Genomic DNA, 24,431 nt, shown 5'->3' on the forward strand with positions numbered 1-24,431 from the left:
CCCCTGGCGGGCGGACTGGTATCTTCGCCCTGAAGCGGTAAAACTCCTACTGCAGCCGGAGTAGATGCTCCCAGCTCTTTACCTACAACGATAGCAGCACTTCCGGCTAGCGATCTTCTTAGGAATTGTCTTCTGTTAATACTCATGATAATAGATTTATAGATTAAGTGAATATTATATGAATTGCCAAAATAAGAATTTATTTTCACACTTGCTATTTTATGAAAAAAAATAAACATTCTTTTTCAACTACAAATCAGACAGATAGATTGTTTTTGAAACGGAACAAGAGAAAAAACACAGAAAAAAACGGCCACTACTATTGCACGGTTTAAAATAATCACTACCTTTGCACTCGCAAAACAGAAATACTGAATGCCTCTTTAGCTCAGTTGGCCAGAGCACGTGATTTGTAATCTCGGGGTCGTTGGTTCGAATCCGACAAGAGGCTCAAAAAGAGTTGACAGTGGAAAGTTGACAGTTGACAGTTAATGTCACTTTCCAGTTTTAAATCTGTCAACTGTCAATTACCAACTGTCAACTTTTTAGGGCAGTTACCAGAGTGGCCAAATGGGGCTGACTGTAACTCAGCTGTCTTTCGACTTCGGTGGTTCGAATCCATCACTGCCCACAGAGAACCTCAGAAATTTATTTTCTGAGGTTTTTTTGTTTTGGTACGTTACGTATGGACAAGGTTATCATCCAGACAAAAAAGAAAGATTTCCAAAGTCAAAGAAATGTACTTTGACCCAGGAAATCCTTTATTTGAAAAGTAATTCTTATTTCAGTTATACCGAAATGAATTATACAATAGATGTCTTCTTCGTAAATTCAATGATTTCACTGATACGACCGAAGGCAAGCCCAGTTACAGTATCTGCACATCCGTAATAGATAGCGATACGGTCTGACTCCGGATCATGCAAAGCAGCACATGGGAATACCACGTTAGGAACATCTCCCATGCATTCATAATCTTTCTGCGGAGACAACAGGTATGGACCCGAACGGAATTTCACCTTCCAGGGTTCATCCAGATCCAACAGTGCGGAACCGAAGCTATATACATAACCGTTGCAGGAACGCAATACGCCATGATAGATCAACAGCCAACCTTCCGATGTCTCGATTGGAATAGGACCTGCACCGATCTTCATACACTGCCAGGCACTATCTTCGAACGCTGCCGGAGCCATTACATGACGATGTTTTCCCCAGAAACACATATCAGGCGATTCGCTGTAGAAGATATCACCGAACGGAGTATGACCGTTATCGCTCGGACGGCTCAACATAGCATAGTTACCGTTGATCTTACGAGGGAACATCACACCGTTACGGTTGAAAGGCAGATATGCATTTTCCAGCTGATGGAATGTTTCGAAATCGAATGTATAAGCCACACCGATCGTCGGGCCGTGATACCCGTTACACCAGGTAACATAATAACGGTCTTCGATGAAGCAGACACGCGGGTCGTATGCGTATACGAACTCTCCTATCTCTTTGTCGTCGCACTCAAATTCGAGCTTTGTCTCGGAGATACTCCAGTGAATAGCATCCGCACTAAAACCGACATGCAGACGCATACGACGGTTTGTATCGTCGCAACGGAACACACCGGCATAACCTCCCTTGAACGGAACGACAGCGCTATTGAATACACTGTTGGATGTGGGGAGAATATCGCGTGGAATTACAGGGTTCTGCGAATATCTCCAGATCACATCCTTACAATCAGCCGGGCGATCTTCCCAAGGCATATCAGGCAGCGGTTCGCCTACAATTTTCAGTTTATCCATTTCTTGTTGATTTATTTTATAATTGACAATGCAAAATTACCTCTTTTCATCCAGATTCAACTCTTTCATCAACGCATTATATTCCACTTCGTCCTTGCTCATCTTGTCATACCAGTTCTTCTTCAAGACCAAGGTAGTAATAGCCAGGATCAGGACACTGGTAAGCAGCGGCATTCCTTCGCGGATCACGATATACATCGGAATGATGGTCAGACACATCTGCCAGATGATACCGATAGCGACATTGAACATATCGCGTTTAAAGTTCTTATTGGCTTTCACCTGCGGATATTTGGCAACGACCTTATTGTAAACCGGTTTCCAGTAACCCCAGGGGCGTACGGTGATATAGAAGCGTTCCAGTGTTTCGTCATCCACCGGAGGAGCCGAGTAAGTTCCCACGATACAACCGATCAACGATACCACCAGCAACACCGGGAAGTAGAACAAAGGCAACATCGGTGCATTGTTGGCATACTCTCCTACTCTTTCTACGAAGTGTCCATCCACCATCGTGTAACCATCGAAGATAAACGGGCATACCATAGCAGCCAGGATACCGGTAATCATTCCCCAGAAATAACCGTTCCCGTTGAAACGCCACCAATGCCATTTCAATAAGTTAGCAGCAATGTATCCGCCGTACAGAGCCGAAGTGATCCATTGCAGGACAGAGTTTACACTCTCTACGAAGAACCCGATCACCACACTGACTACCACAACGCCAACCGTCACAATGTAACTGGCACGGATCATCGTCTTATTGCTGGCATTCGGATTAATATATTTCTTATAAATATCGTTCACGATATAAGCCGGAGCCGCATTGGCCGTAGAAGCGAATGTCGACATAAACGCCGCAAGCAATCCGGCAAGCAGCAAACCGCATACACCGACAGGCACGAACTGGTTGATCGCATTCGGAAGGATCAGCTCGAAGTCGATCGCTCCTGTTTTTGTTGTCAGATCCAGGTCTTTAAAGAAGGCCAAGGCAAGGATCGTAAAGCCCATGATCATCAGATAACGCGGTATTAATAGGATCACAGGAACGGAACCACTCATCAGGGCAGCTTCCTTACCGTTACGGCAGGAAAGGATCTTCTGCATATCGTAGTTCGGCGCAGGACCAGCCATACTATTGAATACACCTTTAAAGAGCATCATCATAATAAAGATACCGAACAAACCGTACTGGTCGTTCATGATCTTTTCGTTGACGTCACTGAATATATCCGTCCATTTCATATCGAGTGTCCATCCGGGCACCAGGCTATCCCAACCGGCAGGCACAATAGAGGCTATCGTTTCCGGACTTACTTTCATCATAGCAATAACGGCTATGGTTATACCTGCCACCGTCATAATAGCAAACTGGACCACATCCGTCCACACAATACTCAACATACCGCCCAACATCACATAAATAGTAGCAATAGCGGTAAAGAATATACCATAAGCATGCGGCACATATTCGGCCGGAATATTGAACGGAACATACTGGGAAACAAAATCCCAGGGGAAGAATATCTCCATAAACTTACCTACTCCGATAAAGCCGTAACTCAGGAAGCCCAGTACACCGATCAGGGCATAGATAACGACAATTGTATGCGACAAATTGGAGCCCCGGTTCTTTCCGAAGCGTGTCTGTATCCATTCGGCTCCGGTCAATACATTCGACCTTCTCAGCCAGACAGAAAGATAAACCATCAGGAAGATTTGGTTAAATACGGGCCACAGCCAGGGAACCCAGGCACTTTTTACTCCATAAATAAAGGCTAGTGTAACCATCCACATAGTGCCCGAGATATCGAACTGGCCGGATGCGTTAGACAAGCCTAACATATAAAAAGGTAATGTTTTTCCTCCTAAAAAGTAGGAGTCCATGTTTTTCGACGCCTTTTTCTTCAGTACAAGACCGATGACGATCATCGCCACCAGATAGAGTGCAATGATGAAAATGTCGATAGGTTGCAATTTCATGATATTGAATTTTGTTATTAGGTTTAACGTTTAGCAAAGATATATAAATAGTTGACAGTTGACAAGTGACAGTTGACAGTTATTTAGGCTTTCAGCCGAATAGATTCATTTTCATGAAACAAACTGTTACTTATCAATTGCCAACTGTCAATATAAGCTATAACTGTCAACTCGTTAATCGATTGTACTGATTGAAGAAATCATACCGAATGTATCATTGTCATTCAGGCTCCAGACAACCTTGTTGTTACCGTCGATTTCCATTAATTGCGGATTGTTCGATTCTTTAGCACTCGGATCATGTCCCTGCCAGTTACAGATATACAGACCGTTGTTAGATGTGGGCAGCAACTGAGCAACGAAGAACAAAGAAACACCGTCGATATCGTTTGCACCGATCTTACGAACCACTTCGCCTTTGTCCAGGTTTACTTCCATCAAAGAATGTCCGTCGCCACAAGCAACCATGTAGTTACCATTGTTCAGCAATACAGTGCTATACGGGGTACCTTCCAGTTTGGTTGTTTTAACCAGTTCGCCGGCCGGAGAGATTTCACGTACTTCAGAAGTAGCGAAAAGAGGCATCAGGTAGTTACCTGACTTGTTCTTGTTCACCTGGCGGAACTGGGCATGCGGGTTCTCGATACCTGTTTCATATACCGTTTCCGAAAGGATATCGCCCTTCGGGCTTACTTCCATGATCTTAGCCGGATGTCCACACCATGCCAACAGATAGTTACCATCAGGCAACACACGTGCAGTCTGCATTTCGCAAGTATCCGGAGCCGGAATGTTCCATAATTCTTTTTGATCGCGGGTGATCAGTTTTGCTCCTTTTTTATAAGCAAACAGGATGTTACCGTCCGGAGTAGCCACAGCCGAGTTACACTCCCAACCTTTTTGTATGGGATGTTCCCATTCGATCTGTTTTGTATTCTTGTCGATAATAACGATCTTATTCCAACCCGAGCCGGCCAGTAATAACTTCTGAGCTTTTTGCTGGCAGGATGTTGCTGCAAACAAGAAAAGAGCGGAGCACAGTAAAGCGAATATTTTTTTCATGGTAATTCAATGTGTGTATTATGTTATGTTCAGATACAACGAGGGGCAGAGCAGAGCCCCGCCCCTTCGGTGTTTATAGTTTGATTATTTTGATAAATCCTGGAACAATTCAAATCCTTGCTGAGGAGTCAATCCCTGATGAACCACTGCATGAACAGCCTGGATCATAGCAACCGGATTTTCAGACTGGAATACGTTACGTCCCATATCGACACCGGCAGCACCGTCGTTGATTGCTTTATAACACAGATCCAATGCTTCCAGTTCAGGCAACTTCTTACCGCCTGCGATAACCACAGGAACCGGACAAGCAGCAACTACCTTTTCGAAACCGTCACAATAGTAAGTCTTCACGATGTTTGCACCGTTTTCAGCACAGATACGTGAAGCCAGACCGAAGTAGCGGGCATCGCGAGCCATTTGTTTACCAACAGCAGTCACACCCATTACAGGGATACCATAACGAGATCCTTTATCTACGGCAGCAAACAAGTTGGCGATCGTTTTCGCTTCGTGTGCTTCGTCGCCGATAGCCAACATCACAGCCATAGCTGAAACGTTCATACGGATAGCGTCTTCGATATCGATCACTACGTTATCGTTGAGTTCTGTCAGGATAGATGTACCGGCATCCGAACGCAAACAGATCGGTTTATTTGTAGTTGTCGGGATAGTAGACTGAAGGATACCGCGTGTACACATGATACAGTCTGCATATTCTACCAGCGGTACGATATTCAGGTCGATACGCTCCAGACCGGAAGTCGGGCCCATAATGAAACCATGATCGAAAGCCAACATAACGGCTTTGCCTGTTTTCGGGTTGAAAATACGTGACAAACGATCTTTCATACCCCAGGGAAGGTTTTCAGCACCCTTTACATGGAAACTTTGTTTTTGAGAGTCAACACCTAACCCAAAGTTACTGCCTTCTCTCAAATCGTCTAAATCTGCCATTTTTCTATTTTCTAAATTAAAAAGTTAATTACTCAATTATAATGCTTCTGCGAAAGAAGCGAACATACAGCTCCAGGAGGTAGCACCGCTATCGGCATAACCGATAGAACGTTCGCCGTAGTTACGGGCACGTCCGAAGTTAGCTTTCATGTTTACGGTTTGTTCAGCACCACGCAGGGCTGCTTCAGCACCCGCCGTCATAATTTCCTTGATATCGTCGGAAGAAGATGCTTCGATCGCTTCGATAGCCGGGATCAGGGCGTCCATCATGGTTTTATCACCCTTCTTAGCCTGTGTCTGTTTCTGCACGTTTGCAAGACCTCCGGCGAACATCTTCTTAACAGCAGCCGCATCCAGTTCGGTTCCGGCAGCGTTGTCGCTCATACCCAGGAAAAATGCGCCTAACAAAGTACTTGTCGATCCGCTTGTTTCAAGCATTACGCCAAATCCCATATCATTCAGCATAGATTTGAATTCCGTACCTTTTTCCGAAGCCTTAACGACTACGGAGAAAGCAGTTACGATAGCTTGTCCGTGATCACCGTCACCAATTACCGCATCCAATTTAGAGAATTCGTATTCACGGGCTTTGATATGCTTTAAGGCGTTATTCAGCATAGCACGGAAGCCCTCGATTGTCAATTGTTTCATGTTATTTGTTTATTTACCGATAGTTGTCCAATAAGGTGCGTTTGCACTCTTGTTCTTTAAATAGTCAATATGATCTGCATCCAGAATACCCATGATCATCTGGAAACCGGCTTGTTCCTGTACTGTCAGGATTTCCTGGATACGGCCGAATACAACTTCCATACCACGGGCTTCCAGTTCTTTGTAAGCTTTGCGGAAGATGATATTCAATTCCATGTGGGTAGTTGCACCTACGCCGTTGATGATAAGCATCATTTTGTCGCCGGCTTTCGGTTGCAGTTGCTGACATAATAGGTCTACCATTTCAGCAGCAGTAGCATCGGCAGATACCAACGGTTTCTGGCCGCCACCACCTTCACCATGCTGTCCCATACCGATTTCCATAACACCGTCAGGCAGGTCGGTGATAGTTGCATTGTTCTGCGGGTGTGTACAAGAACGCATGGCCACAGCCAGAGTTGCTGTCTTTGCTGTAAAACGTTCACCGATCTCGATCAGTTCGTCCAGAGACTTACCTTCGTCGGCAGCAGCACCCAGGATCTTGAACAAAGGTACACAACCTGCCAGACCGCGACGATCGTTAGTCGGAGCACCGATACCGGCACTGATATCATCGTGAGTCAGGATCTGTTTTACTTTGATACCTACACGTTCAGCCAACTGGCAAGCCATGTTTGCGCTCATCACGTCACCTGAATGATTCAATACAACCAACAGGATACCGGCTTCACGTTTCATCAACTGCAAAGCCTGGAACAGACGCTGTGCACCCGGAGCTGCAAAGATATCTCCTACTACGGAGCAATCCAACATACCGTCGCCTACGAAACCACTCAGTGCGGGTTCATGGCCAGAACCGCCCAAAGTAACGATAGCAACTTTGTCTTCTCCTTTCGGATTGGCACGTACAACGATGTTTTCAGCAGCCAGTTTTACCTGTTCGGGATAAGCCAGTACATAACCTTCCAGTAATTCCGGAGTTACTTGTTCGGGGTCATTTATGAATTTAGTCTTAATTTCTGACATGGTGTTTTTCCTCCTTGTTTTGTTTAGGTTTATAAATTATTTGATTTCCATTAATTCGATAGCGATGCCTTCTTCTTCGATGAAAGCGATAGTCAGATGTTCGTCGCATACAGCCGGGCCAAAGATCACTTTAGTACCTTTCAGAGCTTCGTCCAGTGAAGGAACAGTGTAAGCCAGGTGACCATTAGTCTTTACCAGATCAGGTAAACAACTTTTAGCCGGATCATCAAATTTCAGGAATTCGATTTTATTAGGGCTCTTGCTGTAATCCGTTAACCATACGTTCAAACCTTCGTTGAACATAGCACCTTCTTTGTTTTCGTTGGTAAGAATACCTACATGATTAAATGTTCTCATGATCACTAAAATTTAATGTTAAACTACTATTTAATTAATTCTATTTTATTCTTTATCCTTCGTTTTATTATATCCGATCCGCGACAAGATACCGAGGACGATAACAAGCGCTCCGGCTATATACAGATAAGTGAAGATACCATGTACATTATCGTTCTGTCCATACGAGTGCATACCGCTCAGGAAATAATTCACACCGAAGAAAGTCATCAATACCGAGGAGAAAGCCACTACCGAGCAGAGGTTGAATAACCAGTCGCTATACCAGCGTTTCACCAGATGAAGGTGCGTTACGACCGCGTAAACAACCATTGTGATAAGTGCCCAAGTTTCTTTCGGGTCCCAACCCCAGTAACGTCCCCATGATTCGTTTGCCCAGACTGCTCCGAGGAATGTACCGATCGTCATCAAGGTAAGTCCGACCAGTAACGACATCTCGTTGACGATAGTCAATTCTTTCACGCGGGCTTTCAGCAAGTCTGTGTTCTTCTTTCCTGCAATGCTTGTCATCACCAGGTTTGTCAGTCCGATCAGGCAACTGATACCGAAGAAGCCATAAGCCGCCACGATCACCGCTACATGGAACATCAGCCAAGGCGATTTCAATACCGGAACCAACGGGTTGATCTCCGGATCCATCCAGTTCAGTCCCGACACAAAGAGGATAATGCCTCCGAACAGGGTAGCCAACGCAAAGGTCACCGTACTGCGCTTAACAAACAACAGACCGGCTAATACGGTAGCCCAGGCCACATAGACCATGGTCTCGTACGAGTTGCTCCACGGTGCATAACCGGCGATATACCAACGCATCCCCATCCCCAACATGTGGAAGAAGAAGACACCCAGGATAGCTATACCCAATATCCAGATACCTGCCGTCATCCATTTCTTCTGCTTGAACAGCATCACAAATGAGAATACGAGCAACAATCCGCCCAGGATCAGGTAACCGATCTTACAGTAGCGGAATATATCCATCTTGTTATATTTCAGCTCCGTTTCTATCTTTTTCGGAGAGATATCCAGTGTTTTGTTTTTGGCCTGCTGATAGGTAGCGATCATATCGACTACTTCATCCGATTTCGACCAGTCACCGGTTTGCAATGCATCCTGCACTTCGGCCAGATACCAATCCATGATACGGGATACAAACAGAGAGTCTTTGCCGGAGAAAGACGACAGGTCGTCACCCGGAGCATACCAGGTATGATTCGGATCGTCTTCTTTCGGGAAAAGATTCAACATCTGATGATTGATCAGTTGGTGGAAAATATTGATCTGTTCGTCCAGTTTAAGCAGGTCTTTATCGAAACGGTTGCGTTCGGCCGGCATCTTGTTGTAGGCCTCTTCCAGCTTTTCCTGTAACTTATAGTTTCCATTATTATCGAACACCTGAAGGTAAGCACACTCGCCGTCCGTCAGGTCATAGTAATTAGCCAGTTCCTTATTGGAAAGGGCAATAAACGGAACACGCATCCACATGTCCGGCATAGCCAGCATACTCAAGAGGAACTGGTCGGAATTCATCTTACCGATCTTATCCGCTTTATGCAACTTGCGAAGAATCTCCGAAGAGAATGTATTGACCGGCATCATACGGCCGCTACGCGATTGTATGGGCAACGAACCGAACTTAACGGCATGTTCCGGAGTAACCCTGTATTTCTGTACGGCGTCCAGCATGGGGGAAGCCTCCCCCTTTGCCTGTGCGGACACTGCCGAGAGAGCCAATAAGACCAATACGACCGTAGCCGACTTCGTAACCGAACGCAACTCTTTCATACGACGGCTCAGTTTCATAAAGCGGGTGTTCTTCCCTACAAGGGAAATAACCAATCCGATCACCAACAAAAGATAACCGGTATACGTTATATTCCGTCCTGCCACATCACGGTTGACAGAAAGGATGGTTCCACGTTCATCCGGGTCATAAGAAGCCTGGAAGAAGCGGTAACCTTTTACATCTAAAATATTATTCATGAATATCCGTTCGCGGCGTGTCGTACCATCTACATGAACCAAAACTTCGCTTTCATAAGAAGACGGACTCGAAGAGCCGGGATAACGGGTCAAAGTAAATTTCTCAAGTTCAACAGTGAACGGTAAGGTATGGAAAGTGGTCAGATCGCCCGAGCGGACTGCTATCTGATCGGTTGCTTCGCCTTCGCGAAGGTGAAGGATACCTTCTTCGCCAAACTGGAAAGAGGTAAGTGCGCCCAAAAGGATGATAATAAAGGAGGTATGAACAATCAACAGTCCCCATCTGCGTTGTTTGATGTATTGATATTTGACAAGAACGGCTATAAAATTAACTACTAAAAGGAATTGCAACAGAAAGAATAACGGGGAATAATAAACCATTGCTTTGGCTGCCGGCGTTCCATGGTACTTTTCTATAAAAGTAGCGATTGCCAGACCAAAACCATAAAGGAGTAACAGAACGATTGTCGTTACAAAGGAAGAGAGTATTCTTTCGAGAGTTGCTTTCATTTGTTGTTTTATTAAGTTATGTCGCCAAAGATAAAGAATTTCTGTTACAAGCCTGTTACTATTCAATCAGAGGCTGCTTTATTCTGATAAAAAACGTAAGCTTTTTTCCTGAAAGACGTACGCTTTCTCCACTAAAACTGCCGGGCTTTTTTATAAACAGTTGCCCGGAACTAGCCGGACAACTGTCTGATCTTCTATTTTTATCTTTTAGACATATCTTGTGGATTAGTCTTCAATTATTACACGGAAGCCTACGTTAAATACACGCTGGTACGGATAGTACGCCTTACGTGCATAAGAGGTAGAGAACTTCGGACGTTCGATATATGAACCACCACGAACCACTTTATGGTCTGAAGTGACCTTAGCCTTTTCATTATAAGGATAAGGAACATAATCTGAACGAGTCCATTCTGAAACGTTACCGTGCATGTTATACAAACCGAACGGGTTAGCCTGGTAAACCTTGTCACCTGTCTGGATCAACTGACCGTCGTCTACACCTTCTTCTTTAGGCAGGTAAGTATAATACTTATACCAATAAGAGTTAGGTGACATCGGTTTCGGGTCTACTCCACTTACTGCGAATAGTAAAGTAGTCTTGTCGGCCAGGTTCTCGAATTTACCAAAGTCTGTATTCATGTCGCCATACCAGAAATCACTGTCGCTACCTGCGCGGCAAGCCCATTCCCATTGTGCTTCGGTAGGAAGCGTAATGTTCAAGCCTGTTTTTTCGCTCAGTTGCTTACAATATTCCATAGCATCGTTGTAGTTTACACGGATAACCGGTTGTTTCGGTTCGTTAGCCGGATAACCCTGTACCACGTGGTCTTTCCACAACTGGTCAACGAAACGACTATCGTGATCCGGATAGATAACGTTGAACTGTTCGTTCGTTACTTCCATTTCACCCATCCAGAATGCTTTACCGATCTTCACCTTGGCAGTAGGATAAGCATCCGATTCGCCACGATAGCTACCCATTACGAATTCACCTGCAGGGATACGAACGAAGTTAATCTTCACACCCGGAGCGATTTCAACCTCTTTGCGGTTGCTCGTTTCTTTTGCAAGCATATCCTTGATAGCAGCCTTGTCGAACGGCCAGCCTTTAGCCTTCAATGTCTTTTCTTTTACAGGAGCAGACTTTTCAGGCATTACCGGAGTGATCGGACCTTGAGCTTTCAGATAATCGGCATAGTCGGCGATTTCTTTCTTCCAGTCTACACCCATGCCGTTAGCATATTTGTCAGTCAGTTCCTTACGACGTTTGATCTGATCGAATCCCTGGTAAGGAATGATTTCTTTACCCAGTACGTTAGCATCGAAGTAACCTTTATCAGGAGCGTTATAGTCGATCCAGTTATACAGTTTCAACCATTCTTCATCTGTCAGCTTCACGTTGTGGTGCCCCTTCTTCAGGATACGAACCAGTTCGCTTGTGTTAGGATGATATTCGTACGGCTGAAGAACAACCATATCACCTTCACCACCCTGACGGTGTACGTACGGATGGATATTCAGATATGATGTACCATAACCCAGTTTATCTTTCTTACCGCCACGCAGGTCGAATGCTTTGCCTTCACCGTTGTGACAAGCGATACAAGCACGATCGAGGATCGGCTGAACTTCCAGGTCGAAAGTGAATGAGCGAACACCACCTTCGGGAGCCTTCAACGGAGTAGCTGCTTTCTGAGAAGCGATCACACGTTTAGGAATAGGTATCTGGTTCTGGTCTTCGTGACAACCGATACAAGAGACTACTTCACCCGGCTGACCTGTAAACCAGCTACGCATCCACTGGATAGCTACGCCATCCTTATCGATTGGCTGGATAGAGATCGGAGTGTTAGCCGGCACCTTGAAGATAACCGAACCGTCTTCTTCAACAGGAACAGTACCCAGGATACGTTTGATATCCCAACCACTTTGGATACCATGCCAGTTATGGTCTGAACGAGTCTTCACATAAGCATATTCGTAAGCATGCAGACGAAGTTCTTTTACTGTTCCGCGAGGAATACCACGCAGACCTTCGCCTTCATAGATATCCTGGATGAATACAGTAGCCTCTTTCTGATCCAGCTTAACGCGGTCAGGAATTGACGGAGGAGTTTTTGCTTTCTTCACCAGGATCGGGCTGATATAACCTTCACCTTCTGCCTGCATCAAACAAGTAACGTTGTCATAAACGTCCACCAGATAAAGTCCCCACAATGACTGCGGATCCAATTTAGCGGCAACCAGGAAGTATTTATCGCTCAAAGCTGTCGGTTTAACGAACTGCGGCCATACGCCGTTTACCAGTTCATCTTTGATCAACTCCTGGATAGGACGGTTACGGTGAGGAATTTCCTGTACCATACCGCCAACGCTCTTACGTCCCTTGCTCGGATCGAATACGATCAGACGTCCTGAACGGGCAACACCGTGGTGACCGGAAATGATACCTACAAATGCAGATCCTTGTCCGGGTAACGGTTGAATATCGAATGTACTGTTCGGGAACATAGCACCGCTACCATAAAGGGCTTTGTTTTCTGTTCCGTCCGGGTTCATGTGCATTACTATACGGGAATAGTAGTGAGTCAAATCGGTATACTCCCAACGAGTGTACATAACACGACCGTTGTTCATTACAACCGGATTCCAGTTGGCATCCTGGTCGAATGTCAAACGACGCAGATTCTTATCCTTCGGAGTATAAAGAACCATGTTACCAACAGGGTCATCACCGCTAACACAAGGTACACCCTGGTAACCGATGTTAGAGTTGGCGATAATACGTCCGTCGGGCAGGTATGTACCGTCATAGAATTCCAGATCCGGTTCTTCGTTTTCAACCAACTGCTTGCAGCCGGTTCCGTCCAGTTTTACTTCGAATACATTCCAACGTTTGTCCGGCATCAATGTCGTGAACATAACACGGTCTGCATCCCAGTGCATTCTCAGGTCGGCAATAGAAGCATCTTCTACTGTGGGGCGGAAGATACTCTTCATCTGCATGTCGCCACGCAGATCGCTCAGCTCGACAATCTCTGCATTGAAACCGCTACGGCGTGCAGATTCCTGGTTACTCCAGTTATTAGCCTGTGTTCCCAGATCCGGAGCCATTGCCTGACGGGCAGTAGAACCTAACTTATAACGAACAGCTACAATCTTGTCTGCATCCAATAACGGGTTACCCAACAGGATAGCTTTTTTGTTACCCAAAGCCTTACGAGCATTTGCCAATGCTTGTTCGTCGCCTTTGTAAATACCACTGAAACCTTTCTGTTCGAGTTGTACCAACTCGTTCAGCATCGGTTCGTATTTGGCAGCATCAAAACCTTTCTGCTTTTTCATATCCGCAAAAGCAAGTTTAATTGCTTCTACGTTCAACCATTCGAGGTCGTTCTGCACAGCATAAACATCCTGAATCTTTTCAAACAACTCCAGATATTTACGAATCTGTGTGTTTACATCCTTTTCGGCAGCGATCTGCTGGATAACACTTTTATAGTATGAACCGTCTTTCAATTTGGTGATTAATGATTCTACCGCCTGCTTCTCGATAGAGGCATCGGGAGTAATCAACCAAGTATCCAGTCCGTCCATCATTGCGCCCAACATACCGATCTGTCCGGGATATTTAGCGATCAATTCGTCGCCAACGAACTTAGGCACTACGTTCAATGCCTGGAAATATACACTACCACCGGAAGAAGTATCGTCGATACCTACTTCAGCTTCAAAGCGAACATATTTTCCTTTTATCGGATAAACCAATGTACCATTTGCATGACAGAATACACCATGTTTGTATTCTTTGCCAGCAATAAAGATCTCATGGTCATAAGCATTCACATTCATTTTTGGTTTGGCCCAACCAGCCACACCATATTCGAAAGGAACTTCATCCAGCCATACGGAAGAACCGTCGGCAGCAATTAAGCGGGCATTACCCCAAACAGCCTGGTCGTAATCAGAGCCGTCCGGACCACCGGCAGTAATAAGCACCAGCTTATCCACGCCTTTCAAATCAACCGCAAACGGTTCTGCTTTTTCCTTGTGCTTCTTCCAGGTGGAAATGACAGGCATATTGGCCTTTTGAAGCTCATTGCGCAGTTCCGTCTTGGCTTTGATGGAGGCATCAATCCAGGTATCCACCTTTTTTTGCTTCGGGGCTGCCGAAGCAAAAAGGGAGGAGGATAAGAAGAGTGATACTAATAAAAAATATTTATTCATGTATCTTTAATATAAGGTGTTAACAACTACAATTGGATTACAGAGAAGCCTTCGGATTTGTAAAACGAAGACCGTCATTATCATGATAACATGCCCATTCGTCAACAATAGCACCTTCCGGACCAGCCATCAAGAAGTGGAATGATTCGATTTTCTTCAAAGGCAATACTTCACCCACTTTCTGAATAGTGAAGTTCTTACTCTTAATCGGACCGTGACTAGCGGGAATTGCAGGAGCGTTAGGAGTTTCATCTCCAATTTCAGAGAAGTTGTAAGCCCATCCCTTTTCAACCATCCATGTTTCATGTTTAGCCGGGAATTTGGTTTTTACGTGAGCGTGTTCTGGGATCATCTGACCCGGAAGCAGATAGATAGCGTGAGCGAAGTATCCGTGTTCTGCATCGTTGATCCAGAAGATACCCCCCATACCTACATTTTCGAAGTCGCCCAAACCGAAGTCTGTTACCCAGATGTCTTTAGCCATCAGGTCGGTGAAAGGAACACCGTAGAATTCAAACATGTCTTTCATTGCTTTCAAAGCAACTTCCTGATCGAACTTGCCGTCTTTATAGAAATCGGCGTTTGTGTACTTTTTAGAATAAGTCATTTCTTTATTAGTTTTACAATTAGAATTTTTATCGCATTTGCATTGTTCAGTGCATCCGCCCTCTCCGTTGCAACAAGTAGCGTCACTTGTTTTGTTGCCAGTACATGCCACCATAGAACTTAATAAAAGCCCTACAGCCATTGTTTTAATACTTAATCCTTTTTTCATTTCGCTTTTAATTTATGTTAGTAATATTTGCTTTCTTTCGTCAAACGGTCAACATGATCCGGCAGAGGTCATCATAACACTGCAATCCCTTCAATCTCTATTAGTAATTCATCCCTGCAAACATCCGCCCACATATAGGAGATGGGGATATTCAACTTGTAGTCATTCAACAGTCTTTCTGCTTCCTCATAGAATGACTTGTCTTTCAGATACACCCGGAGCATTTTCAGTTTTGCTTCACCGATCAGTTCGGCAATATTCTCCATCGTGATATGGAGCTGACGCCCCAACCCTACTCCGATCAAGCTTTCTTCACCGCGGATGGCTGCCGTCCCGGAGATATAGATCAACTCACGGTCGCCGAAGGTCATACTCTTTGCACGTTCAAACTTCGGAGTTGTCTTTTTACAGTTAGCCGCTTCCAGCACTCCTTCCGAGTAAGCGTGTGCAGCAATCTGCAATTTATTATCGATCGGAGTCGCAAAGCAATCCGGGTTCGAGAATACGGCTGCATCCAGATCAACCAGTACACCACCCAGGTTTGCACCGATACCTGTCGCTGCAGGATAACCGTTCTCCCAGGTCGTCTTGGCATAATACTCACTACGGGAGTTATTAAATATCTGGTAATGCTGGTCGTCACCATCGAATTTAGTGATCTGTTCGATATAATTCCACTGACGGATGATACTGTTGATCGGGAAACCCTCTCTCCGCATCAAGTCGGACACCAATTGGAATACTTCCTTCGATTGTACCTCGATACCAAAATTTATAACGTCGCCATGGAAACCTCCGGCAAACAGAAAACGGCCGCTACCATTTTCCAGTATAACATACGGGAACGTTCCGATATGTTTATACGTAATATGATCTCCCGCATCGGGAGTATATGTATGGGCTTCAAGGATCAGTCCTCCGTTCAACGGCGGTTGAGACACATAGCTCAATACCGGCTCATGATTCCCATAATACTTACGAACCTTTTCACGCAGCAATATACGGCGTGAAACATACTGTTCGTTATCACTCGGCATACCGAAAAAGGCTAGCCTGAATATTTGTTCATTCTGCGGAAGCTGGGCAAGCAGCTTATCAACCATCTTTCCAAATTCCGCTTTTTCAGTAGTGTAAATGTTGTATTCTATCTTATCGCAATAATTCATCGATTCCTCCTTACTTAGAGTGAGTTAACATATTCAGTTAAGGCCTCAATATCTTTTTTGGAAACTTTCTTGTCGATACCGTGCTTATGCACTTCGAACACTTCTTCCATTGTAGCGGCACGTCCGTCGAAAAGATACGGAGCTGTACGCCATACCTCCCTTAACGTCGGAGTGTCCCATCCCTTTTCAAATTCAATATCTTCACCGATACGGTGCATTTTCATATCCGTATAATAAGGCCCGCTGTGGCAATCGCCGCAACCCAATTTTTCGAACACTTTACGTCCTTCTTTCGCTTTATCGGACAATTCGCCATTCACCAGGTAAGGACTGGGCACCGGACGCAATGACATCAGATAATTATCTACGCACAGAGCATCGTCTTCAGTTATATCAAAGAACTGGATGAAGTTATAACCCGCACGTACTGCGACTTCGGCAGAAGCACGGATACCGGAAATCATATTGGGAGGTGTAACATGGCTAAACAACAAACTTTTACAGTTCTTGGAGTTACCCACACCGTCGTTCATCAAGTCCCAGTTCATACCGTCCGTACGGGCGTCTCCCGGGTGACAACCGTTACAACTCTGCCAGTTCTGGAAACAATGAGAGGCATCGTTGAAATATTTCTCTCCTTTATTGATGTCAGACTCCGTACGTCCCGGGTTCAGTTCGGTAGCAGTTACCTCACGGGTATTGATATCTACGACGTTCAGTACGTCCGCAAAATAGGTCGGAAGGATCAGCTTATCGGCTGTCAGCACCATAGTACGGGGACCGTTACCCTGCAAAGGAACACGTTCGCGGATACCATAGAGGAAGTTCAGGTCATAATCCAACATCGCTTTATTAGGATAATTCTCAAACTTTTCGCGTAATGCAGGATGATCGATCACACTTATCTCATGGGTTCCCGAATGAGAAATAAAGATAGACTCTTCATTACAATCAATACTCCAGATTCCCGCAGCTCCCCTTTCTGGTTCATCTACAACCACAGCACCCACAAATTCCTGCTTGTCGGTATCGATCACACTGAAAGCACTGGTATTCATCCAACCCTGCTGTAATTGTGAAGTCGGTACGGTAAAACGTCCCAGGTTATGGGAAACATAAACGTACTTACCATCCGGAGTGATACAGATACCACGCAATGCATTACTACCGTTAGCCAGTTGAATATCTTTCACTTTGGTAAAACCATCCATCTCGATAACGGAAACACAAGCTGCAACATAATCCAGGTCGGCCCGTTGTGCCGGAAGGAAGTTAGTAACATACATATATTTACCGTCTTTGCTGAATACAGCCGACTTCGGCTCACGAAGTACTTTCACCGTACGCAACACTTTATGATTGACCGGATCGATCTCCGATACGCTGTTATCGAACTGGTTGCAAACATAAACAGTCTTCTTGTCCGGTCCGAACATCGGATGGCAGGCTCCCGAACCTGTCGGTATAGCCGCCTCTATCCTACCCGATTCCAACAGTAAAATCTGCAACTTCCCCGTATTCTCGAAAGTTGTTACATAAGCCTTATCCCCATCGACAAGGATACCTGTCGGTGTTTCGTCCATAGGATAAGAGCGTAATAATTGCTTACCATCGGCAGAGAAAATATCCACCCGTTTCAAGCCTTTTTCCGTCAGAAGCATTTCTCCCTTATCATTCAGCTTGATGTCTGTGGTGAAAAATGGTGGGTTGTCAGCTGAAGCAAAGGAGATGCAACAACTGACAAAACAAGCCACCAATGAGCTTTTAAACATGTATTTCCGTGTGTTCATGGTATGTTATTTTTTTGTGTTCTTACTATATCCTAACTCAGCAGAGATAGATTGTACTACCTCCTTAATATTAGCGACCGTCGAACGAAATATCTCATTTGTCAACCGGTCTTTAGGACCGGATATCCAAATAGCTCCACAAGGGTAACCTGTATAGTTAAAAATAGGAGCGCCTACACAAATCACTCCGTTTAGCTCTTCTTCATTATCCATAGCATAACCTACCTTACGAACTTTTTCCAGTTCCTCCAAATAGGCTTCACGTGTAGTTATTGTTCGGGAATTATACTTTACGAAAGTCATATACGACAAATAACGGTCGCGAACCGTATTCGGCAGATAGGCCATGATAGCTTTTCCCGGTGCTGAGCAGTGCAATTCAAAAGGTTTCCCCGGCGACAGAACGAAGCGGAACGTATGATGTCCCTGTGCCTGCTCGATAAAAATACCCTTTTCATTTCCTAGTACACCAAAACAGGCAGTCTCCCCCACTTTATCGCGCAACTCACGCAAACGAGGCAAAACTGTTTCCAGTAAATTATGTTCATTCAACGATCTGAAACCCAAAGTTAGCAATTTTCTCGATAACTTATAACGCTTCGTATCCTCATTATAGTTAAGATAATCCAAACGAACCAATGTATTCAAAATACGGTAAGCAGTTGTTTGTGAGATATCCAACTTACTCTTAATATCCTGCAGCGTCTCACCCTGTGGGCGGAGCGAAAGATATTCAAGCACCGCAATCCCCTTTTCAAGATTAGGCACCTTATAATTCTCTTCTCCTTTTTCCATATTTGGAATAACGCTTTCCATATTTGAAATATTGTTTCAGATTTGAATCAAATATAAAAGAGTCGCGTTAAAAACAGCTATGATCTGTGTAAAATTTGGTTAAGTATGCTGTAAAGCATATAAAAGGTCAAAGTTTTATTTTTAAACCTGTTTGGTTTATTTTTTCCTGTAACTTACAACCGCCAGCACATTAAATAAAACAGCAAAAAGACAAACTATAATAAAATGTCCGCTCAAGTCTGAAAATGTACTTCCTTTCAGGTAAACCATACGCATTGTTTCCACAAAATAACGGACTGGATTGAACAAGGTTATATTCTGTGCCCATTGCGGCATACTGCTGATCGGTGTAAAAAGCCCGCTTAGCAATGCAAAAATAATCAAAAAGAAAAAAGCAGTAAACATGGCTTGCTGCTGGGTGGATGATATTGACGAGATAGCCAACCCGAAACCGGTAAAAGCGATCAGATAGACAGCAGCAAACAAATAAATAACACCCATATTTCCTATCGGTACCAAACCATATATTATCCAGGCCACAAGCGCACCGATAGTCAGTAATATCAAGCCGATAATCCAGAAAGGTATCAATTTAGAGAGCAGGAACAAGGTTTTAGGGACAGGCGTTACGTTTATCTGTTCGATAGTCCCTTTTTCCTTTTCACTGACAATATTCAGCGCTGAAAGAAAACCTCCGATAATCGTAAGCAGAAAGACCATGATACCGGGAACCATATAGTTCTTATAATTCAGATGCGGGTTAAACAGATTCGTGGAGCGAATGCCGCCACTGAGAGCCGAACCGGAAGTAAAACCTTTCTCCCGGTTAAAGTCCTGAATGATCTGGGACAGGTAAGAGCTTCCCATCCCGCCTTTCGTTCCGTTTACGGCGTTGGCGGCAACCAATACTTCGGCCTGCCCTTCGCGTCCCAGATCCTTTTCAAAGTTGACTGGTATTTCCAGCAACACGTCAGCCTCGTTGCTCTCTATGGAGCCGATTGCCTGGTCGTAACTGGAAGAAACATTCGTCAGACGGAAATAGCCGGACGAAAGTATTTTCTCCGTCAACTGGGTGGATAAGACCGTATGATCGTTATCTATCACCCCCAGATTGATATTACGCATTTCAAAGTTTGCCGCAAAAGGCAGGATAATCAGCTGCATCAACGGAACCAGGAAGATGATCCGGGGTAAGAACCGGTCACGTTTGATCTGTTTGAATTCCTTTTCAAGTAAATATCGTAATGTTCTCATAACTTTCTATCATAAACGGGTCTTAAAACGCTTTACACTAAGGATTACCAATAAAACTACCATCAAGAGCAGGACACCGATCTCTTTCACGATCGCACCCGCTCCAAGTCCTTTTATCATCACATCCTTTACGGCGATGATATACCATTTGGCAGGTACTATATTCGAGAGCCATTGCAGTATATCGGGCATATTCTCTATCGGGAATACCATGCCGCTAAGCAGGATCACAGGAAGCATCAATACCATAGCACTGATCAGCATAGCAGCCTGTTGTGTGTCGGCTATCGTGGAGATCAATAGTCCAAGACAAAGAGAAACCAATGCATACAGTATGGAGATGGAAAACAACAGCGTCAGACTGCCCGCTATCGGCACTTCCAACAGGAAGTAAGACAGGCAGAGAATGGTGGCGATATTCACAATACTAAGCAATAGATAGGGAGCTGCTTTAGCTAAAATTATGTAAATTGGTTTCATGGGAGAAACCAGTAATATTTCCATTGTCCCCATCTCTTTTTCCTTTACGATACCGACCGAAGTCATCAGGGCACAGATCAGGATCAGGATCAACCCCATCACACCGGGCACGAAGTTATAGGCTCCTTTCATCATCGGGTTATACAGGAGATGAACTACCGGGACAATCCCGGCCTGAGACAATCCGCCACCACCCGAGGGTTGCAATAATTTGCCTTGTATTTCGGCTTTGGCTGAAGCGATAACAGCCGTTGCATAAGATGTCAGCTGTGTTGCCTCATTCGGATCGGTCGCATCTGCCAGTAACTGAACGGATGCATCCGGAGTCGATGCATACTGAACGGGGAAAATAATAGCCAACTTCACTTTGCCTTGTTTAAACAGGGACTGGGCTTCTTCTTCGCTATCGATCATCTTATACAGGTTAAAATACTCACTTGCACCCAAATGTTCAGTAATTTTTCTGCTCACTTCATCCCGACTCTGATCGAATATGGCGATAGGTACGCTTTTTATTTCAGTGGTAATCGCATAACCGAACAGGATAATCAGGATAATAGGCATCGCCAGCAGGATCATCATAGTCCGCTTGTCACGGAAAATGTGATAAAATTCTTTACGTATAAAAGATAGAAACTGTTTCATACTATTCACCTCGTTTGGCCTTCCGTGCCAGGGCATGAAAGACTTCGTTCATATTATCGGCTTTGAAAGTAGCTTTCAGTGCAGCCGGGCTATCGAGTGCCTCGATCTTTCCATCCACCATAATGGAGACACGGTTGCAATATTCAGCTTCATCCATATAATGGGTGGTCACAAATACAGTGATATGCCGTTCAGCCGCCTGATAGATCAACTCCCAGAACTGACGGCGGGTGACGGGGTCGACTCCTCCGGTGGGTTCATCCAGGAATACGATACGGGGTTCGTGAATGATGGCGACGGAGAAAGCCAACTTCTGCTTCCAACCCAAAGGTAAGGCATCGACAAGTGTATTCCGTTCGGCTTCCAGATTCAATACCGCAAGCAGTTCGTCCGTCTTGGCGGCTAGCTTTTTCTTCGGCAGACCGTAAATACCTCCAAACAGACGGATATTCTCCCACACTTTCAGATCGCCATAGAGGGAAAACTTCTGACTCATATAGCCGATATGCCGTTTGATCTGTTCGGTCTCCTTATATACATCGAAACCTGCGACACGGGCTTCACCGGAAGTCGGGTTAGACAGGCCGCACAGCATACGCATGGCCGTTGTTTTCCCGGCACCATTAGCTCCGAGGAAACCGAAGATCTCCCCCTCGCCTACCTCAAAACTGATACGATCTACCGCCGTAAAGGTTCCGAAGCGCTTGGTCAGGTTGTTTGTTTCTATTACGTTCATTATATATTTATATGAAAGTTCATATTTTGTCAGTTTTGAGCCTATTTGTCTCATTGTCTTTTATGGGGCAAAGCCCCATGCCGCAGGCTCTCTTTTGCCGTCTGCTTCAGCTGACGGAGATAAAAGACAGGAGGCAAAGCCTCTTCCTTTGTGGGCTTAAGCCCCTTTATTAACGGGGCTTCTTTCCTATATGAAGAAAGGGGTTAAAACCCACAGAGGATCCGGCAAAGCCGGAGCATTTAATCTATCCGTCGGTTAAAAACCGACGGCAAAAGAGAGCCTGCGGCATGAGTCGGAGCCTCATAAAAAAACTCACCTTTTTCTAGTTCCGATCGCGAAGCCCAACTGTCACTTGTCAACTGTCACTTGTCAACTGAAAAAGGTGAAACCTTTTTCTAATCATAATGCCATGAAGCAATCTTCCACGCTCGGCTCCACCGATTCTATCGTCACGTCGGTATATCCTTTTCCTTTCAGATACTGTTTCAGGGCATCCATCTCACCGCCATCCTCTTTCAATGTCAGATGATGCGCATCCCCAAAGGCATAACAGGAATAGGTGCTGGAAAAAGCCCGAAGGTCGACCAACAGCCTATACATAGCCGACGAACGCACAGTCCACAACTGCCTGCCGAAGGAGGAACGGATGCCTACTGGTGTATCGACGGACAAGCACCGGCCGGAACGCATCAATGCGATACGGTCGCAACGGGAGGCTTCATCCATGTAAGGCGTAGAGACAAGGATCGTTATCCCCTGCTTCTTCAGGCGATCCAGCATATCCCAGAACTCCACACGGGATACAGGATCGACACCGGTCGTCGGCTCATCCAGGAAAAGTACTTCCGGGCGATGGATCAGGGCACAGCACAATGCCAGCTTCTGCTTCATCCCTCCCGATAGCTTTCCGGCTTTCCGTTTCTTGAACGGTTCGATCTGCACATAGATGTCGCGCACCAGTTCATAGTTTTCTTTTACTGTCGTATTGAATACGGTTGCAAAGAAATTCAGGTTCTCCTCGACGGACAGATCCTGGTAGAGCGAAAAGCGTCCCGGCATATAACCAACTATCGTACGGATCTTCTTATAATCGCGCACTACATCCAGACCGCAAACCGTCGCCGTCCCTTTATCTGCCAGCAACAAGGTAGTCAGTATACGGAACAAAGAAGTCTTACCGGCACCGTCAGGTCCGATCAGTCCGAAGAGTTCTCCGGAATGAATATCGAGGGTGATATCCTGCAAGGCCTCCACGTCGCCGTAGTTCTTGGATATACTGTCTATTTTTACTTCGTTCGTACCCATTAGTTTCCTATTCTCTATTCTCAATTAAACACCGTTTCCCCGTACTGCCCGATCTTCAGATAGCCGTCATTCTTCACGGCGATCTTGATGGCATAGACCAGATTGGCCCGTTCGTCTTTGGTCTGGATGCCTTTCGGGGTAAACTCCGACTTATCCGATATCCAAGTGATAGTGCCCGGATACTCCCGGCGGTCGCTTTCGCCATAGTCGGCAAAGACACGGACAGCCTGTCCCTGTTTCAATGTAGAAAGCTGGTCGGCCGTGATATAGGCACGGAGATAGAGCAGGTCGGTATCCGCTATTTTATATAAAGGCTTACCGGCAGCCGTCACTTCGCCTGGTTCGGCATACTTCACCAGGACAGTTCCGGCCTGAGGATTTACGATCCGGCTTTTCTGCAACTGGTCGTCCAATTGCATAATCTGGTAAAGGATGCTTTCGGCTTCCGCGTCGGCACCTCCGGTCGTTTTGTTCAGGGTCGAATATTGTGCATCCAGTTGTTTCTGCAAATATTTGATATTGTTTACGATATCGTCTACCTGCTTTTGGTTGCCGGCCTTGGCTTTAACCAGGTTCTCCATACGCTGCTGCTCGGTACGGGCGGTAGCGATCTGTTGTTCGAGGGCGGCGATCTGTTTACGGATATCCGGTTTACGTACGTCTACGGAACGCAAGCCGGCAGCCAACTGCATCTTCTTCAGATACAATTGCGTACTATCCACATAGCCTAACATAGCTCCGGCATCGAGGCGGTCGCCCTCCTCTATATTCAGTTCCATGATCTTTCCGTTAGCTTCGGACGATACCAGTATTTCGGTCGCCTCAAAGGTTCCGGTGGCATCGAAGTTATTGTCTCCCCTGTTACATGCAGCCAGACAGAACAACCCTGTCGTGATAATTGCAAAAGAAGCCAGTCGTTTCATA

The 24,431-nt window shown here is 45.3% G+C and carries 18 protein-coding genes and 2 tRNA genes; 2 read left to right on the forward strand and 18 right to left on the reverse strand.

What is annotated here, in order from left to right:
• Window positions 1–377 precede the first annotated feature (377 nt).
• Both BQ7394_RS13490 and BQ7394_RS13495 read left to right on the forward strand, forming a co-directional pair.
• A tRNA-Thr gene (locus BQ7394_RS13490) sits at window positions 378–451 on the forward strand.
• Window positions 452–548: 97 nt separating this feature from the next.
• Window positions 549–631 (forward strand) — tRNA-Tyr (locus BQ7394_RS13495).
• Window positions 632–803: 172 nt separating this feature from the next.
• Here the strand turns inward: BQ7394_RS13495 and BQ7394_RS13500 are convergent.
• The 18 genes from BQ7394_RS13500 to BQ7394_RS13585 all read right to left on the reverse strand — a co-directional run bounded on the left by BQ7394_RS13500 (window position 804) and on the right by BQ7394_RS13585 (window position 24,430).
• Window positions 804–1,802 carry a glycoside hydrolase family 130 protein gene (locus tag BQ7394_RS13500; protein WP_075557915.1) on the reverse strand — a complete coding sequence of 333 codons (999 nt, stop codon included), beginning with the start codon at window positions 1,800–1,802 and terminating at the stop codon, window positions 804–806.
• Window positions 1,803–1,838: 36 nt separating this feature from the next.
• Entirely contained in the window at window positions 1,839–3,785 is a 1,947-nt protein-coding gene (locus BQ7394_RS13505) for a sodium:solute symporter family protein (RefSeq protein WP_075557916.1), read from the reverse strand.
• A gap of 174 nt (window positions 3,786–3,959) precedes the next feature.
• Window positions 3,960–4,847: a beta-propeller domain-containing protein gene (locus BQ7394_RS13510; protein WP_075557917.1), complete on the reverse strand. Its 888-nt coding sequence runs from the start codon at window positions 4,845–4,847 to the stop codon at window positions 3,960–3,962.
• Between the two features lie 84 nt (window positions 4,848–4,931).
• Window positions 4,932–5,804 (reverse strand): 3-hydroxy-5-phosphonooxypentane-2,4-dione thiolase, encoded by an 873-nt coding sequence (lsrF, locus tag BQ7394_RS13515; RefSeq protein ID WP_075557918.1) that lies wholly within the window; start codon window positions 5,802–5,804, stop codon window positions 4,932–4,934.
• Between the two features lie 36 nt (window positions 5,805–5,840).
• Window positions 5,841–6,455: a DAK2 domain-containing protein gene (locus BQ7394_RS13520; protein ID WP_075557919.1), complete on the reverse strand. Its 615-nt coding sequence runs from the start codon at window positions 6,453–6,455 to the stop codon at window positions 5,841–5,843.
• A 9-nt stretch (window positions 6,456–6,464) separates the two neighbouring features.
• The gene (locus BQ7394_RS13525; protein ID WP_075557920.1) at window positions 6,465–7,481 is read right to left on the reverse strand and encodes a dihydroxyacetone kinase subunit DhaK; all 1,017 of its coding nucleotides are present in this window, start codon (window positions 7,479–7,481) and stop codon (window positions 6,465–6,467) included.
• A gap of 36 nt (window positions 7,482–7,517) precedes the next feature.
• Window positions 7,518–7,838 carry a VOC family protein gene (locus BQ7394_RS13530; RefSeq protein ID WP_075557921.1) on the reverse strand — a complete coding sequence of 107 codons (321 nt, stop codon included), beginning with the start codon at window positions 7,836–7,838 and terminating at the stop codon, window positions 7,518–7,520.
• A 45-nt stretch (window positions 7,839–7,883) separates the two neighbouring features.
• The gene (gene ccsA, locus BQ7394_RS13535; protein ID WP_075557922.1) at window positions 7,884–10,331 is read right to left on the reverse strand and encodes a cytochrome c biogenesis protein CcsA; all 2,448 of its coding nucleotides are present in this window, start codon (window positions 10,329–10,331) and stop codon (window positions 7,884–7,886) included.
• 225 nt (window positions 10,332–10,556) lie between these two features.
• On the reverse strand, window positions 10,557–14,561 hold the full coding sequence (locus tag BQ7394_RS13540; RefSeq protein WP_075557923.1) for an SUMF1/EgtB/PvdO family nonheme iron enzyme: 4,005 nt from the start codon (window positions 14,559–14,561) through the stop codon (window positions 10,557–10,559).
• A 37-nt stretch (window positions 14,562–14,598) separates the two neighbouring features.
• Complete coding sequence (locus BQ7394_RS13545) at window positions 14,599–15,336, reverse strand: cupin domain-containing protein (RefSeq protein ID WP_075557924.1); 738 nt, start codon at window positions 15,334–15,336, stop codon at window positions 14,599–14,601.
• Window positions 15,337–15,407: 71 nt separating this feature from the next.
• Window positions 15,408–16,502, reverse strand: a complete 1,095-nt coding sequence (locus tag BQ7394_RS13550; protein ID WP_075557925.1) for a chorismate transformation FkbO/Hyg5 family protein — start codon at window positions 16,500–16,502, stop codon at window positions 15,408–15,410.
• Window positions 16,503–16,516: 14 nt separating this feature from the next.
• Window positions 16,517–18,292, reverse strand: a complete 1,776-nt coding sequence (locus tag BQ7394_RS13555; RefSeq protein WP_075557926.1) for a YncE family protein — start codon at window positions 18,290–18,292, stop codon at window positions 16,517–16,519.
• A 6-nt stretch (window positions 18,293–18,298) separates the two neighbouring features.
• Window positions 18,299–19,108, reverse strand: coding sequence for an IclR family transcriptional regulator (locus BQ7394_RS13560; protein ID WP_075557927.1), 810 nt, complete (start codon window positions 19,106–19,108; stop codon window positions 18,299–18,301).
• A gap of 135 nt (window positions 19,109–19,243) precedes the next feature.
• Window positions 19,244–20,341 (reverse strand): ABC transporter permease, encoded by a 1,098-nt coding sequence (locus BQ7394_RS13565; RefSeq protein WP_075557928.1) that lies wholly within the window; start codon window positions 20,339–20,341, stop codon window positions 19,244–19,246.
• Between the two features lie 9 nt (window positions 20,342–20,350).
• Entirely contained in the window at window positions 20,351–21,466 is a 1,116-nt protein-coding gene (locus BQ7394_RS13570; protein WP_075557929.1) for an ABC transporter permease, read from the reverse strand.
• A 1-nt stretch (window position 21,467) separates the two neighbouring features.
• Window positions 21,468–22,202: an ABC transporter ATP-binding protein gene (locus tag BQ7394_RS13575; protein ID WP_075560023.1), complete on the reverse strand. Its 735-nt coding sequence runs from the start codon at window positions 22,200–22,202 to the stop codon at window positions 21,468–21,470.
• Between the two features lie 399 nt (window positions 22,203–22,601).
• Complete coding sequence (locus tag BQ7394_RS13580; RefSeq protein ID WP_075557930.1) at window positions 22,602–23,507, reverse strand: ABC transporter ATP-binding protein; 906 nt, start codon at window positions 23,505–23,507, stop codon at window positions 22,602–22,604.
• Between the two features lie 20 nt (window positions 23,508–23,527).
• Window positions 23,528–24,430 carry an HlyD family secretion protein gene (locus BQ7394_RS13585; RefSeq protein WP_075560024.1) on the reverse strand — a complete coding sequence of 301 codons (903 nt, stop codon included), beginning with the start codon at window positions 24,428–24,430 and terminating at the stop codon, window positions 23,528–23,530.
• Window position 24,431: the final 1 nt, after the last annotated feature.

It is taken from the genome of Parabacteroides timonensis, assembly GCF_900128505.1.
In the GTDB taxonomy this organism is placed as follows: Bacteria; Bacteroidota; Bacteroidia; order Bacteroidales; family Tannerellaceae; genus Parabacteroides; species Parabacteroides timonensis.